We start from the raw sequence: 14,688 nt of genomic DNA on the forward strand, positions 1-14,688 counted from the left end.
GGGCCTCGCGCCTCGCGTCGCGGGCCTCGCGCCTCGCGTCGCGGGCCTCGCGCCTCGCGTCGCGGGCCTCGCGCCTCGCGTCGCGGGCCTCGCGCCTCGCGTCGCGGGCCTCGGGCCTCGGGCCTCGGGCCTCGGGCCTCGGGCCTCGGGCCTCGGGCCTCGGGCCTCGGGCCTCGGGCCTCGCGGCCCGGCGGTGGCGGGGCGTTGACGGGGCGACCCGACCGGCATAGCGTCCATACCGACCAGTCGGTATGGAGGTGCGTGCGATGGGCCGGACGCCAGGACCGAGCGGGCCGAACGGGCCGAACGGGCCGGACGGCCAGGCGCCGCGATGAGCCAGACCCCCGGGCTCGACCTCGACCGCGCCGGCAGCCTGCTGCTTGAGGCGGCGGACGGGCGGCTGTCCGGGCCCCTGGACGCCGAGGTGATCAGCGGTGGTCGGTCCAACCTGACCTACCTGGTGCGCGGGCGGACCGGGCAGGTCGTGCTGCGTCGCCCGCCGCTGGGTCTGGTGCTGCCGTCGGCGCACGACATGGCCCGGGAGTACCGGGTGACCGCGGCGCTGGCCGAGGCGGGGTTCCCGGTGGCCCGACCGCTGCTGCTGTGCACCGACGAGGACGTGATCGGCGCCCCGTTCTACATCATGGAGTACGTCGACGGCGTCGTGCTGCGCGGCGAGACGCTGCGCGAGGTGCCGCCCGACGCGGCCCGGCGGCACGGCGACCTGCTGGTGGACACGCTGCTGCGGCTGCACGCCATCGACTACACGACCATCGGGCTGGAGTCCTTCGGGCGCCCGGACGGATATCTGCTGCGCCAGGTTCAGCGCTGGCACCGGCAGTGGGAGAGCGCCAAGACCCGTGAGCTGCCGTTGCTGGAGGAGGTCACCGCGCGGCTGCTCGACGGCGTACCGGTCTCGCCGAGGCCCGGCATCGTGCACGGCGACTACCGGTTGGACAACGTCATGCTCGACCGGTCGCTGACCGGCATCGCGGCGGTGATGGACTGGGAGATGGCCACGATCGGCGATCCGTTGGCCGACGTCGGGCTGCTGGTGGTCTACAGCGACCAGACCGGGCTGCGGCTGACTCCACGGGTGCCGGAGGGGTTCCCGTCCGGGCCGGCACTGGCGGAGCGGTACGCGCGGGGAAGCGGCATCCCGCTCGCCGGCCTCGACTGGTACATCGCCTTCGGGCACTTCAAGCTCGCCGTCATTTCGGAGGGCATCCACGCGCGGTACCTGCAGGGCAAGACGGTCGGGGAGGGGTTCGACACGTTCGGCGCGGCGGTGCCGGTCCTGATCGAGCAGGCGCACGCCACACTGCGGAAGGGATGAGGACGGCATGGACTTCGGATTCAGCGACGCGGCGCTCGACCTCCAGCGGCGGGCCACGGAATTCCTGACGGAGTGCGTGTACCCGGCGGAGAAGGTCTTCGCCGAGCAGTTGGCGGCGCGGCCGGGACAGTGGGGTGCGCCGCCGGTGCTGGAGGACCTGAAGAGCCAGGCGCGCGAGCGCGGGCTGTGGAACCTCTTCCTGCCGCACTCGCCGTTCGGTGCCGGACTGTCCAATCTGGAGTACGCGCCCATCGCCGAGACGGCCGGTCGCAGCCCGCACCTCGCGCCGGAGGCGATGAACTGCTCGGCGCCCGACACGGGCAACATGGAGTTGTTGGCCATGTTCGGCACGCCGGAGCAGCAGGAGCGGTGGCTCACCCCGTTGCTGAACGGTGAGATCCGGTCCTGCTTCTCGATGACCGAGCCCGAGGTCGCCAGCTCCGACGCGAACAACGTAGCCACCCGGATCGAGCGCGACGGCGACGAGTACGTCATCACCGGCCGCAAGTGGTGGTCGTCCGGGGCGATGAGCCCGCGTTGCGCGGTGTCCATCGTGATGGGGGTCAGCGACTCCGAGGGCGAGCGGCATCAGCGGCACAGCATGGTGCTGGTGCCGATGGACAGCCCCGGGCTGACCGTGGTGCGGCCGACCACCGTGTTCGGGTACGGCGACCAGGCGCACGGTGGGCATGCGGAGATCGTGTTCGATCGGGTGCGGGTGCCGGCGGGCAACCTGCTCGGCGAGCCGCATCGGGGCTTCGCGCTGGCTCAGGCGCGGCTGGGGCCGGGCCGCATCCACCACTGCATGCGCGCGATCGGGATGGCCGAGCGGGCGCTGGAGCTGATGTGCCAGCGGGCGTTGGGGCGCCGGGCGTTCGGCGGGGCGATCGCCGACCAGGGGGTGGTGCGGGACTGGATCGCCGAGTCCCGGCTGCGCATCGAACAGGCCCGGCTGCTGGTGCTCAAGGCGGCCTGGCTGATGGACACGGTGGGCAACAAGGGTGCGGCCATGGAGATCGCGGCCATCAAGGTGGTCGCGCCGGACGCCGCGAGGTGGGTCATCGACCGGGCCATCCAGGTCTTCGGCGCGGCCGGCGTGAGCCAGGACACGCCGCTGGCGTACCTGTACGCGCACCTGCGCACGCTGCAGATCGCGGATGGACCCGACGAGGTGCACCGGCGCTCGGTGGCCCGCCAGGAACTCGCCCGGTGGCGGTGACCGGCACCGGCGTGGTCCGGCGCGTGTTGGACGCGGCGGTGGAGCTGTTCGCCCAGCAGGGCTTCGACGCCACCTCGGTGCAGGAGGTGGTGGAGCGCGCACAGGTCACCAAGGGCGCCATGTACCACTACTTCCGGTCCAAGGACGACCTGCTCTACGAGATCTACCACGAGTTGATCAGCGTGCAGCTGGCCGGGCTGGAACGCATCCAGGCGGTGCGCGAACCGGCGCCGCGGGAGCTGCGGGCCCTCATCACGGATCTGGTGGTGACCACCGCCGCCCAACTGGGTGCGGCCACGGTCTCCGCCCGGGAACTGCACAGGCTCGCGGGCGACAAGTCGGCTGCGCTGCGCGCCCAGCGCCGCCGGTACCACGAGGCGGTGCGCGAACTCGTCGAGCGCGGCCAGCGCGACGGCGAGTTCACGGACACGGTCTCGGCGCAGACGGTGACCCTGATGGTGTTCGGCATCGTCAACCAGCTTCCGCAGTGGTACCGCCCGGACGGGCCGACCACCCCTCGTGAGCTGGCCGACGAGATCGCCGGTTTCGTGCTGGCCGGGCTCGGCGCATCCGCACCGGGCCCACAGGATGTCGGTGAGGAGTCCGATGCAGACCGATGAGCTTTCCGGACGGGTACGAGACCTGCTCGCGGAGCACGACCCGGCGAGCACCGACCGGCTGGAGTTCCTGCGCGCCCGGTTCGACGCCGGGCTCGCCTGGGTCAGTTTCCCGGCCGGGCTCGGCGGGCTCGGCCTGCCGCGGGCCGCGCAGCAGGCGGTGGACGCCGCCCTCGTCCAGGCCGGCGCGCCGGATAACGACCCGATGCGGATAGGCATCGGCCTGGGCATGGCCGCGCCCACGATCCTGAGGCACGGCACCGACGAGCAGCGCCAGCGCTGGCTCCGCCCACTGTGGACGGGCGAGGAGGTCTGGTGCCAACTGTTCAGCGAGCCGGGCGCCGGATCGGACCTGGCGGCGTTGGGTACCCGCGCGGTGCGCGGCGTCGGGCCGGACGGCGTCGAGGGCTGGACGGTCAACGGCCAGAAGGTGTGGACCTCGATGGCGCACGAGGCACGCTGGGCCATCCTGCTCGCCCGCACAGACCCGGACCTGCCCAAGCATCAGGGCCTGACCTACTTCGTGTGCGACATGACCGCGCCCGGTGTGGAGGTGCGGCCGCTGCGCCAGATCACCGGCGAGGCCGAGTTCAACGAGGTGTTCCTCACCGACGTGTGGATCCCCGACGCGCACCGCCTGGGTGCGGTCGGCGAGGGCTGGCGGGTCGCGCAGACCACCCTGATGAACGAGCGGGTGGCCATCGGCGGCGGTGCGGTACCGCGCGAGGCCGGCATGATCGGTGCACTGGCACGTACCTGGCGGGAGCGGCCCGAGTCGCGCGGCCCGGGTACGCACGACGGGCTGATGAGGCTGTGGGTGGCGGCCGAGGCCGGCCGGCTCGCCGCGACCCGGCTGCGCGAGCAGTTGGCGGCCGGTGCGCCCGGTGCCGAGGGCTCCGCGGTCAAGTACGCGTACGCGCGGCTCAACCAGGAGGTCTCCGGCTTCGAACTGGAGCTGCTGGGCGAGGAGGGGCTGCGCTACGACGACTGGACCATGCGCCGGCCGTCCATAGTGGACTGGGAGAACCGGACGCCCGGGTACCGGTACCTGAGAGCCAAGGGAAACTCCATCGAGGGCGGCACCTCCGAGATCCTGTGCAACATCATCGCCGAGCGGGTGCTCGGGCTGCCCACCGAGCCCCGGGCCGACAAGGACGTCGCGTGGAAGGACCTGCCCCGATGAGCGAGCGTAGCGAGCGAATCATGAGGCACACCCCTGTTGAGCCTCATCGTGCCGGCGAGCATAGCGAGGTGGCGCGATGAGCACCCTGCTCTACAGCGACGTCGAGGAGGAGTTGCGCGCCTCGGTGCGCCAGGCGCTCGCCCGCACCGCCGGCGGCGTTTCGTCCGGCGGTGACCCCGCCGGCGACGGCTGGGCCGGGAGCGACGCGTGGCGGGCGCTGGCCGGTGGCATCGGGTGCGCGGCCCTGGCGATCCCGGAGGATCGCGGCGGGGCCGGAGCGTCCTGGCGGGAGGTCGCCGTGGTCGCCGAGGAGGTGGGCCGGGCGGCCGCGCCGGTACCGTGGCTGGGCGCAGTGCTGGGTACCGCCGCGCTGCTGTCCTGCGACGCGGTCGACCTGCTGCCCAAGGTGGCCTCGGCCGACCTGCTGGCGGTCCTGGTGCTCCCGCTGTCCACGCCGCCCGGGGCACCGGTGCCCGCCGCGGTGCGCGCCGACGGCGGGACCCTCACCGGTACCGTCACGAGCGTGGCGGACGCGCACGCCGCCGACCTGCTCATCGTGCCGACCCCGGACGGGCTGTACGCGGTGGACGCCGCGCGCGCCACGCTGACGCCGGTCACCGCGCTGGACCAGACCCGTCCACTGTCGACGGTCACGTTCACCTCGGCGCCGGCCACCCTGCTGGGCGACGCCGAGCGGGCGGCGGCGGCCTGGACGTCCGCGCTGCGGGTCGGCGCCGCGATCCTGGCCGCGGAGCAGCTCGGTGTGGCCGACTGGTGTCTAGCGTCCACCGTGGACTATGTGAAGACCCGGTACCAGTTCGCCCGGCCGGTCGGCTCGTTCCAGGCGGTCAAGCACCGGCTGGCCCAGCTATGGGTGGAGGTCACCCAGGCCCGGGCGGTGGCCCGGTACGCGGCCGGGTGCCTCGCCGACGCGGATCCGGACGCGGCCGTGGCGGCCAGCCTGGCCCAGGCGCACTGCGCCCCGGTCGCGGTACGGGCGGCGGAGGAGTGCGTGCAGTTGCATGGCGGGATCGGCTTCACCTGGGAGCACCGGGCGCACTGGTACCTGAAGCGGGCCAAGAGTTCCGCCATCGCCCTGGGTACACCGGCCCAGCACCGGGCGCTCCTCGGCGAGCTGGTCGACCTGCCGCCCCGCTGATCGGGTCACGCGTAGAGGGCGAGCAGGGACAGGGCGGGTGCGGCGGTCGCCCAGCCGGCCGCGGCCATCCACGTCGGTGAGCCGTGCGTGGCCCGGCTCAGCCGACTGAGCAGGGCAGGGACGAGCAGGAAGTGGGCGGCGACGAACGAGGCGACCGGGCCCGCGATCACGCAGAAGTGCGCCAGTCGCTCCGGCCAACCGCGTCGCGGCATGCGGTGGGTGGCGTGCTCGTTCCGAGCCGTGCGCGCAGGGTAGCGACCCGGTGCCAATCCGGCGGGGGCCGGCGCCGCCGCGCATCAGCCCGCCAGAGCGTTGATGTCCGGGTTCTCCAGGATCCGCTTGGGCGCGCCGGACCTCGCCGCGTTGATCATCGCGCGACCGACCCGCTCGGTGGTGGTGATGTGCCGGGGGGCGACCCTGCGCAGCAGCGGATAGAACGGCGTCGTCACCCGGTACAGCCGGCGGTACAGCGGGGTCCTCGACGTGGCTCCGTGCATCGGCTGGATGTACCCGGGCCGGAACAGGTACGTCCGCAACGGCATTGCCAGCAACGCGTTCTCGGTGCGCCCCTTGACCCGGGCCCACATCGTGCGGCCGTGCTCGGTGCTGTCGGTGCCCTGCCCGGAGACGTAGACGAACGCCATGTCGGGGTTGCGCCGGGACAGGGTCTGCCCGACCGCCACGGTGAGGTCGTAGGTGACCGCGCGGTACGCGTCCTCGCTCATGCCGTTCGACGACACGCCCAGGCAGAAGAAGCACGCGTCGTACCCGGTCAGCCGCTCCTCGACGCCGGACAGGTCGGCCAGGTCGGGCTGCGTGATCTCGCTCAGCTTGGCGTCCCGGCGCCCGGTGGCGGTGCGGCCGACGGCCAGCACCCGCTCGACGTCGGGGTCGAGCAGGCACTCGCGCAGCACGCCCTGACCGAGCATTCCGGTGGCGCCGAACAGGATCACCCTCATGATCGCACCCTTTCTGGTCCGTCCAGCCGGTAGGTCAGCGCGGTGTGCCGCCGGCCCGCACCGACCGTGCGCACCGCCGCCGCCAGCGCCCGGCGTGAGCCGACCAGCACCACCAGCTTCTTGGCCCGGGTCACCGCCGTGTAGAGCAGGTTGCGTTGCAGCATCATCCAGGCGCTGGTGGTCAGCGGAATGACCACGGCCGGGTACTCCGAGCCCTGCGAGCGGTGGATCGTCATCGCGTACGCGTGTGACAGCTCGTCCAGTTCGTCGAAGTCGTAGTCGATGCTCTCGTCCTCGTCGGTGCGTACGGTCAGCGTCTGGTCCTCTGTGGACAGTGCGGTGATCACGCCCAGGGTACCGTTGAACACCCCTGCCGCGCCCTTGTCGTAGTTGTTTCTGATCTGGGTCACCTTGTCGCCGATCCGGAACACCCGCCCACCCATGCGCCGCTCCGGCAGCCCGTCCCGGGCCGGGGTCAGCTCCTGCTGCAGCAGGGTGTTGAGCGCACCGGCCCCGGCCGGGCCGCGGTGCATCGGCGCGAGCACCTGGACGTCGCGACGCGGGTCGAGCCCGAACCGCTTGGCGACGCGGTGGCACGCCACGTCCACGGTGAGCGCGGCGGCGGCCTCGGTCTCCTCGCAGGCGAACAGGAAGAAGTCCGGCAGCCCGGTGGTCAGCGGCGGCCGGCCCGCATTGATCCGGTGCGCGTTGGTGACCACGCCGGACTCCTGCGCCTGCCGGAAGATCTGGGTCAGCCGGACCCTCGGGATCGCCTCGGCGGCGAGCAGGTCGCGCAGCACCTCGCCGGCGCCGACCGAGGGCAGCTGGTCGACGTCGCCGACCAGCAGCACGTGCGCACCCGCCGGGATGGCCTTCGCCAGCTTGTTGGCCAGGATCAGGTCGAGCATGGACGCCTCGTCCACGACCAGCAGGTCGGCGTCGAGCGGGTGGTCCCGGTCGAAGGACGGGTCGCCGCCCGGGCGCAGCTGCAGCAGCCGGTGCACGGTCGCGGCCGGGTACCCGGTCAGCTCCGACAGCCGCTTGGCCGCCCGGCCGGTCGGCGCGACCAGCAGCACCTTGGCCCGCTTGGCGGTGGCCAGCTCGACGATGGAGCGGACGGTGAAGCTCTTGCCGCAGCCCGGCCCGCCGGTCAGCACGGCCACCCGGGACGTCAGCGCCAGCCGGACCGCCTGCTCCTGCTCAGGCGCGAGCTGGGCACCCGTGCTCCGGCGCAGCCAGGCCAGCGCCTTGTCCCAGTCGACGTCGACGAAGTGCGGCATCCGGTCGGTGCGCTCGCGCAGCAGCCGCAGCAGGCTGCCGGCCAGCGAGAGCTCGGCGCGGTGGAACGGCACGAGATAGACCGCCGTGACGTCGTCGGGCAGCTCCTCGCGGACCACGCCCTCCTCGGCCGCCAGCTCGTCGAGGCAGCGGTCGATCAGGTCGGCGGGTACTCCGAGGATCTTTCCGGCGTCGGTGACCAGCTGGGCCTGCGGCAGGTAGCAGTGCCCGTCATCGGTGGCCTCGGACAGCGTGTACTGCAGCCCGGCCTTCACCCGCTGCGGGCTGTCGTGGGGGATGCCGACGGACTGGGCGATGGTGTCGGCCGTCTTGAACCCGATGCCCCATACGTCGGCGGCCAGCCGGTACGGCTCCTTCTGCACCACGGCGATGGACTCGTCGCCGTACTGCTTGAAGATGCGCACCGCCAGCGAAGTCGACACCCCGACACCCTGCAGGAAGACCATCACCTCCTTGATGGCCTTCTGCTCCTCCCAGGCGGTAATGATCTTCGCGGTGCGTTTGGGGCCGAGCCCCGGCACCTCGATGAGCCGGGCCGGGGTCTGCTCGATGACGGTCAGCGTGTCCACGCCGAAGCGCTCGACGATCCGCTCCGCGAACCGGGGCCCGATGCCCTTGATGAGGCCGGAGCCGAGGTACCGCTGGATGCCCTGGACGGTCGCGGGCAGCACGGTGGTGTAGGACTCCACCTCGAACTGGCGGCCGTACTTCGGGTGGCTGGACCACCGCCCGCGCAGCCGGAGAGTCTCGCCGGGCTGGGCGCCCAGCAGCGCCCCGACGACGGTCAGCAGGTCGGAGCCCGAGTCGGTGGCCACCCGCGCGACGGTGTAACCGGTCTCCTCGTTCACGTACGTGAGGCGCTCCAGCACGGCGTCCAGTACGGCGGTGTACGGGTGCGGCGCGGTCACTGAGCCATCGTAGGCCGGCCCGGAGCCGCCGCCGCGCAGGATACGCGGGGTGCCCGGCTCCGGCGGGTCGCCGCCGCCGGAGCCGGGAGTCGAGGTTCGCCCGGGTCAGGCGCGCTGCTCGCCGTCCGGGGTCGACCCGCCGTCCGGCGGGCCCATCGAGCCGCCGTCCGGGGTCATGGTGGACTGCCAGTTCAGCCGGGTCAGCAGCTGCCGGGCCGCCTCCGCGTGGTCCGCGCCGACGTTGACCGCGTAGTGCTCGGCCAGCAGGGAGGTGCGCGAGCTGAAGTCGCGACGCCCGCCGGTCGCCGCGTGCGCGATGGCGCCGAAAATCGCGCCCCACGCGGTGGCGATGACGATCGCGGCCACCAGCACCTGCCACCAGGACGAAACGGTGAAGATGCCCAGCAGCAGCCCGATCAGCACCCCGAACCAGGCTCCGCTGGCCGCACCGGCCAGCGCCGCCCGCCCGGTGGTCAACCGGCCCAGTACGTTCTCCACCAGCCGCAGATCGGTGCCCACGATCGTGCTCTGTTCGACCGGAAAGCCGTTGTCGGACAGAAAGTCCACCGAGCGCTGCGCCGACGGGTAATCGTCGAACGACGCGACCTGGGTGGTCGGTCCGGCGGGCGGAACTCCGTTGGCCGGGATCGACGGTACGCCGCCGGGACCCGACGGGAGCCGGCTCGTGAGGTTGGCGAAAGTGGACATCGGGCCGCCCGAGGGCATGGAAGGTGTGCTCATCTGTGCGCCTCCTGCTTCCCGGTACCGGTTCCCCGGGTCATGGGGGAGCTAACTCGGGCCCAGATTGTTTTCCGGGCGGCTCAGGGCACCACGGTGACCGGCCAGCGGCCGGTGCGGATCAGCCGTACCGCCATCGACCCGGCGAACCTGTGGCCTATGCCGGTGGACGCGCCCACCACGATGCCGTCCGCCCGCTCCTTGTCGGCGACGCGTACCAGTTCGGTGAACGGGTCGCCGAGCACCGCCACGAAGGTCGCCGACACCCCGCGGGCGGCTGCCTGCTCGACCACCTGCTCGCGCAGCTCCTCGGCGATCTCCGCGGCCGCCTGCCGGGCCAGTGCCATGCTCTGTGGCGCCATGTTGGCGAACCGGCTCGGCATGGCCACGTGCACGACCACCAGCCTGGAGCCCTGCCTGCGGGCCATGCCGACCGCGTAGGCGCCGGCCCGCAGCGAGGTCACCGACCCGTCGACACCGACCACCAGAACGCTCGGCCCGTCGGTGCCCAACTCGAACATGTCCCAGAGAGTAAGGGTCGCGGGCCGTTCGGACCACGGCACACCCGCGAATTCGTGCCACCGGCCGGCCCCGGCGCGCCGACCGGGATCGGGAGGCTGCCCGACGAGGTCCGGGATCGAGTGCGACGCCGGCAGCCGGGTCTGTCCGCCGTCCACCCCAGGATCCGGTGCGCGACGCGGCTGGGCGACGACGGCACGCTGCCATCCCTGTACGCGGGGTCACCGCTGACGCGCCGGTGGAGGCGCGGCGCGCGGGCTCGGTCGGCCGGTCGGCGCCGACCCGCCGCGACTACGTGGTGCTACCCGCCGCCTCGAACAGCGGCAGTCGTGCCGCGACGATCACGTCCACGTCATCGAACTCCGTGCCCTCGCCGAAGGCCGCCATCCGGTGAGAGACGGTGGCGCCGGATCGTGTCATCAGTGCCTCGGCGGCCCGCATGGTCGATCCGGTCGTGATCACGTCGTCCACGACCCAGACGCGTTTGCCGCGCACGCGCTCCGCGTCCAGCGGATCGAGCCACAGGCGCTCGGGTGTCGCTGAGGTCAATGCCGAGACCCGCTCCGAGATCGCACCTGTCATGTAGGGCTTGAGAGACTTCCTCAGCACGATGTACGGCTTGCCGACGAGCCGGGCCAGCTCATGCGCCAGGGGAACGGCCTTGGATTCGGGGGCCGCGATGACTTCGCACGGTACGTCCGCTTGATCGGCCAATGCCTGAGCGGCGGCCGCGCACAGTTCGACGTCTCCCGGCAGTTGCACGTAAGCGATGCGGACGCCCGGTGCCACCGTGCGGATCGGCAGCACGCGGGTCACCTTGCCAACCGTCACCGTGTGGGACTGCCGTGGCCCGTCCGCGAACCGCGGCGTAGAACCCACTGGCTGATCCTGCTCCGTCGGGTAACCGTAATCCAGCCACCCGCCGCGGGGTTCGCCCTTCTTCGCCGGTTCGCCCATGCCGTACTTGAGGCCAACCGCGTCGTACCCAAGCAGCTGGAGCACCGTCAGTACCTGACTGGCCGTGTGTCCGACCCAGCAACAGACCACGATGGTGCGGTCGGCAGGTAGCTGGGCGAGAGCCTCCTCCGACAGAAGGTCTTTCATCCACACGTTCTTCGCGCCGGGGATGTGGCCGCTCGCGTACGCCTCGGGAGTTCTGTTGTCGAGAAGGTAGACGGAGTCCGGGTCTGTCTGCAATATCCGCAGCAGTTCGGGTGGCGTCAGGTAGTTGAGGTTGGCCGGCACCCGCGCCAGGAAGGTCTGGCACGCCCGCAGTACGGCGCCGCGATCCTCAGCGACGACATTCATTGCGCCATCCGTCATGACGCGCTCCTATACGAGGTCGAGGTGGTGACCGAACCTGGCCTTCTTGGTCGTCAGGTATCCCCTGGTGCGTTCCGTGGGCGCGACCTCGGCCGACATCCGCGCGACCGTCATCCCACCGTCAGCGAGCGCCCGCAACTTCGCCGGGTTGTTGGTCATGAGCCGGATCGCGGGCCCGACCCGGAGGGACCGGAGGATGTCCAGCGCTTCGTCGTACACGCGGATGTCCGGCGCGAGGCCGCGCAGGGCGTAGGCGTCGACCGTGTCGGCGCCCGCGTTCATCTGTGCGAGTCCGGCGATCTTTTCGAACAGCCCCAGGCCGCGCCCCTCCTGGCTCAGGTAGATGTAGACGCCGCGCTGCTCGCCCGCGATCGTTGACAGGGCGAGTCGCATCTGCTCGGCACAGTCGCACACGTCCCCCATCAGCGCCGTGCTCGTAAGGCAGCTCGACTGAACGCGCACGATGGGTGCCGGGTCGCCCGTGACGTCACCCATCCACATCGCGACGTCCACGGCTGAGGTGTCGCTCTCGAATGCGGCGATGTTGAACAACCCGTAGTCGGTGTGGAACTGGGCAATCGGAGATTGAGCCAAGGCTCAGCCTTTCTGCGCGTGTCCGTGGGTCTGATCCGACGCCTGCCCGCGCTGCGCGGCTTCGGCGGCGGGGAGGGGCGTCGTCGATGCCGTCTTGGGCCACGGCGTCGCGTCCTGCCACGCCTGGTTGTAGGTCCGTGCGTAGTGGTAATACAGGGCGCCGTCGCCCTCGGTGCCGCGCAACTCGATCTCCGGCCACAACGCCTTCCCGACGCGGTACTGGAACACGTCGAACAGGATGCGTCCGGTGGGCAGGCCTGGGTCGATGGCGATGCCGCCCCAGGTCGGTGTCCAGTCGAATACGCGGACCTGGATGTAATCGCGCTGCCATTCCGGCAGGCGCGTCTTGTGCTGCTCGATGTTGTTGAGGCTGGTCCGGATATGACTGCGTAGATCTACATCCGACATCCCGCGCAGCTTCGCGACGAGGGATATCTCCGACGAATCGGGATCGAAGGCCATCAGCTGAACCCGGCGGCGAGTCGCGGCCGCCTCGGCGAGGTAGTCCATGTAACGGGTGGCCGTCTCGCCGAGATCTATGCTCATCACCATGATCTGCTCGCGGCAATGGGTCACGAGTTCCCGGTACGTCGGCAGTTCGTTTCTGCCCAGGTAAGTCGCGAAGACGCCATGACTCTCGGAGTTCGGCCGTGCCGACGCGATCGCGTTCTCGATGCGTTCGAAGTAGGCCGTCCGGTCGACGAGGAGTCCTATGGTCAGGGCCGACATGCTGAAGAGAATGACCGTTGGCACGGATTGCTGGTCGAACTTGCCGTAGACGTCGAGTAGGCCGACCGACAGGGATGCGACGGTTGCCACGATGAGGGGGATGTTCGTGACGTTGAAGATCCGCTTCCAGCGTGCCACGTAATCCTCGACCTCCCTGTTCGACGTGGTTTGGCCGCTCGCCCGTGACCTCGAGGCCGGGCGCCGACGTCCGCCGCATCGATCAGTGTCCCAGCAGGGATACCGCGGTAGAAGCCCCCGAAGGAGAACAAGAATCGTCCGATTGGATAGCACCTGTGCGCAAGGGTACGAGCGCGCAGGGGTTGGAGTCCACCAGATGCCGGGCCCAGAGTGGTGCGACCCCCGGTCGATGCCGGATGGTGAAGTGAGTGACCGGCCGGTTCAGCCGCGGCGGTAGTGGGCGGCGACCTCGATGGCGTCGTCCACCACCTTCCGGGACGGGTCCAGCGGCAGAAACGCGAGCACCGGCACCTGAACTCCATTGTGGACGTACCGGCGCACGTGCTCCGCGCACTCCCGCGGCGTACCGATCACCAGCAGTTCGTCCACCAGCGCGTCGTCGACCGCCCCGACGGCGGCGCGCCGGTCGCCCGCGTGCCACGCCCGCCAGATCGGCTCCAGCCGCTGCTCGCGGCCGAGCCAGCGGTGGAACTCCGCGTAGCCCGGCACCGTGAGGTACCCGGCCAGCATCCGCTTGGCGGCGGCCCGGACGACGTCCGGTGACTCGGTGGGGCAGAGGAAGACACGCGCGACGATCCGCTTGTCCGGCCCGCCCTCGTGCACGTACGGCACCACCCGGGCGACGTCTTCGGCGGACAGCCAGTTGAGGATGGCCCCGTCGGCCAGCGAGCCGGCCAGCCGCAGCATGGTCGGGCGCAGCGCGGCGACCAGGATCGGCGGCGGCGTGGCCGGCGGGCGCTCCAGCCGGAACCCACCCGGCAGCTTCTCGCCGGCCAGCGCCGCGCGCAGGAACTCCACGCTCTCGCGCACCCGGCGCACCGGCCGCTCGTAGGGCACGCCGTTCCAGCGCTGCACGATGGCGGGCGAGGCGGCACCTACCCCGAGGACGAACCGGTCGGGCGCCAGTTCGGCCAGCCCGGCGGCGTTCATCGCCAGCAGCGCCGGGCCGCGCTGGAACACGCCGGCGATGGCGGTGCCCAGCCTGGCGTCGGGCACCACCGTGGCCGCCTGCACGAGCGGGGTGAACGCGTCGAACTCGGCCGTCTCGCTGCTCCAGAACTGGTCGTAGCCGGCCTCCACCAGCCGGGGCAGCAGGGTGGCGTGTTCGGGCAGGGAAACGCCCATCGGGATGGTGATACCGAGCGGCTCGGACCTCATCGTTCGCACTATACCGGCGGCGGCGCTACTCGCCCGGGACGATGAGCCCGGACTCGTACGCGAAGACCACCGCCTGCGCCCGGTCCCGCAGGTCCAGTTTGGACAGTACCCGGCCCACGTGGGTCTTCACGGTCTGCTCGGCGACCACCAGCGTCCCGGCGATCTCGGCGTTCGACCTGCCCCGGGCGATCAGCCGGAGCACCTCCAGTTCCCGCGGCGTCAACGTGTCCAGCACCGCCGGCCGGGGGCGCCCCGGCCTGGGTCGGGCCGCGAAGTCGGCGATCAGCAGCCGGGTCACCGACGGCGCGAGCAGTGCCTCGCCGGCCGCGACCACCCGGACCGCGTGCACCAGTTCGGCGCCGGGCGCGTCCTTCAGCAGGAATCCGCTCGCCCCGGCGCGCAGCGCCTCGTACACGTAGTCGTCGAGGTCGAACGTGGTCAGCATGAGCACCTTCGGCCGGTGCACCCCGGCCGGCACGTCCAGCAGCCGTCGGGTGGCCTCCAGGCCGTCCATCACCGGCATCCGCACGTCCATCAGGACGACGTCCGGGTCGGTCCGGCGCGCCGCGGCCACGGCGGCGGCCCCGTCCGGTGCGTCGCCGACCACCACCAGGTCCGGCTGCGCGGCCAGCAACGCGCCGAAGCCCTCGCGCACCATGGCCTGGTCGTCCACGATCAGCACCCTGATCCGGTCTGCCCCAACGGCCGCGGCTCCGGGCGCGACCCCGCCGCCGGCTCGCGCCGTAGTG

General features: G+C 71.6%; 15 protein-coding genes. 5 read left to right on the forward strand and 10 right to left on the reverse strand.

Annotated features, from left to right (window positions below; translation table 11 throughout):
• Positions 1-331 precede the first annotated feature (331 nt).
• The 5 genes from ABEA87_RS40785 (at position 332) to ABEA87_RS40805 (ending at position 5,514) form a co-directional block, all read left to right on the forward strand.
• Positions 332-1,336 carry a phosphotransferase family protein gene (locus tag ABEA87_RS40785; protein WP_345639139.1) on the forward strand — a complete coding sequence of 335 codons (1,005 nt, stop codon included), beginning with the start codon at positions 332-334 and terminating at the stop codon, positions 1,334-1,336.
• A gap of 7 nt (positions 1,337-1,343) precedes the next feature.
• The gene (locus ABEA87_RS40790; protein ID WP_345639140.1) at positions 1,344-2,555 is read left to right on the forward strand and encodes an acyl-CoA dehydrogenase family protein; all 1,212 of its coding nucleotides are present in this window, start codon (positions 1,344-1,346) and stop codon (positions 2,553-2,555) included.
• The gene (locus ABEA87_RS40795; protein ID WP_345639141.1) at positions 2,546-3,175 is read left to right on the forward strand and encodes a TetR/AcrR family transcriptional regulator; all 630 of its coding nucleotides are present in this window, start codon (positions 2,546-2,548) and stop codon (positions 3,173-3,175) included. Before ABEA87_RS40790 ends, ABEA87_RS40795 begins: the two co-directional genes overlap by 10 nt.
• On the forward strand, positions 3,162-4,355 hold the full coding sequence (locus ABEA87_RS40800) for an acyl-CoA dehydrogenase family protein (protein ID WP_345639143.1): 1,194 nt from the start codon (positions 3,162-3,164) through the stop codon (positions 4,353-4,355). Before ABEA87_RS40795 ends, ABEA87_RS40800 begins: the two co-directional genes overlap by 14 nt.
• 76 nt (positions 4,356-4,431) lie before the next feature.
• Positions 4,432-5,514 (forward strand): acyl-CoA dehydrogenase family protein, encoded by a 1,083-nt coding sequence (locus ABEA87_RS40805; RefSeq protein WP_345639144.1) that lies wholly within the window; start codon positions 4,432-4,434, stop codon positions 5,512-5,514.
• Positions 5,515-5,519: 5 nt separating this feature from the next.
• Here the strand turns inward: ABEA87_RS40805 and ABEA87_RS40810 are convergent, their stop codons facing one another.
• The 10 genes from ABEA87_RS40810 to ABEA87_RS40855 form a co-directional block, all read right to left on the reverse strand.
• A complete protein-coding gene (locus ABEA87_RS40810) occupies positions 5,520-5,726 on the reverse strand; it encodes a hypothetical protein (protein ID WP_345639145.1) in 207 nt (68 codons plus the stop codon).
• 84 nt (positions 5,727-5,810) lie between these two features.
• Positions 5,811-6,473 carry a Rossmann-fold NAD(P)-binding domain-containing protein gene (locus ABEA87_RS40815; RefSeq protein ID WP_345639146.1) on the reverse strand — a complete coding sequence of 221 codons (663 nt, stop codon included), beginning with the start codon at positions 6,471-6,473 and terminating at the stop codon, positions 5,811-5,813.
• Complete coding sequence (gene recD2 / locus ABEA87_RS40820) at positions 6,470-8,680, reverse strand: SF1B family DNA helicase RecD2 (protein WP_345639147.1); 2,211 nt, start codon at positions 8,678-8,680, stop codon at positions 6,470-6,472. The genes ABEA87_RS40815 and recD2 overlap by 4 nt, the downstream gene beginning before the upstream one ends.
• Before the next feature lie 105 nt (positions 8,681-8,785).
• Positions 8,786-9,406: a YflT domain-containing protein gene (locus ABEA87_RS40825; protein ID WP_345639169.1), complete on the reverse strand. Its 621-nt coding sequence runs from the start codon at positions 9,404-9,406 to the stop codon at positions 8,786-8,788.
• Positions 9,407-9,501: 95 nt separating this feature from the next.
• Positions 9,502-10,095 (reverse strand): universal stress protein, encoded by a 594-nt coding sequence (locus ABEA87_RS40830; RefSeq protein ID WP_345639149.1) that lies wholly within the window; start codon positions 10,093-10,095, stop codon positions 9,502-9,504.
• Between the two features lie 133 nt (positions 10,096-10,228).
• Positions 10,229-11,260: a rhodanese-like domain-containing protein gene (locus ABEA87_RS40835; RefSeq protein WP_345639150.1), complete on the reverse strand. Its 1,032-nt coding sequence runs from the start codon at positions 11,258-11,260 to the stop codon at positions 10,229-10,231.
• Positions 11,261-11,269: 9 nt separating this feature from the next.
• Positions 11,270-11,854, reverse strand: a complete 585-nt coding sequence (locus ABEA87_RS40840) for a GTP cyclohydrolase II (protein WP_345639151.1) — start codon at positions 11,852-11,854, stop codon at positions 11,270-11,272.
• A 3-nt stretch (positions 11,855-11,857) separates the two neighbouring features.
• Complete coding sequence (locus ABEA87_RS40845) at positions 11,858-12,721, reverse strand: hypothetical protein (protein ID WP_345639152.1); 864 nt, start codon at positions 12,719-12,721, stop codon at positions 11,858-11,860.
• 261 nt (positions 12,722-12,982) lie between these two features.
• Entirely contained in the window at positions 12,983-13,939 is a 957-nt protein-coding gene (locus tag ABEA87_RS40850; protein WP_345639153.1) for an LLM class F420-dependent oxidoreductase, read from the reverse strand.
• A 25-nt stretch (positions 13,940-13,964) separates the two neighbouring features.
• Positions 13,965-14,627 carry a response regulator transcription factor gene (locus ABEA87_RS40855; protein ID WP_345639170.1) on the reverse strand — a complete coding sequence of 221 codons (663 nt, stop codon included), beginning with the start codon at positions 14,625-14,627 and terminating at the stop codon, positions 13,965-13,967.
• Positions 14,628-14,688 lie beyond the last annotated feature (61 nt).

This window comes from Rugosimonospora acidiphila (genome assembly GCF_039543385.1).
In the GTDB taxonomy this organism is placed as follows: Bacteria; Actinomycetota; Actinomycetes; order Mycobacteriales; family Micromonosporaceae; genus Rugosimonospora; species Rugosimonospora acidiphila.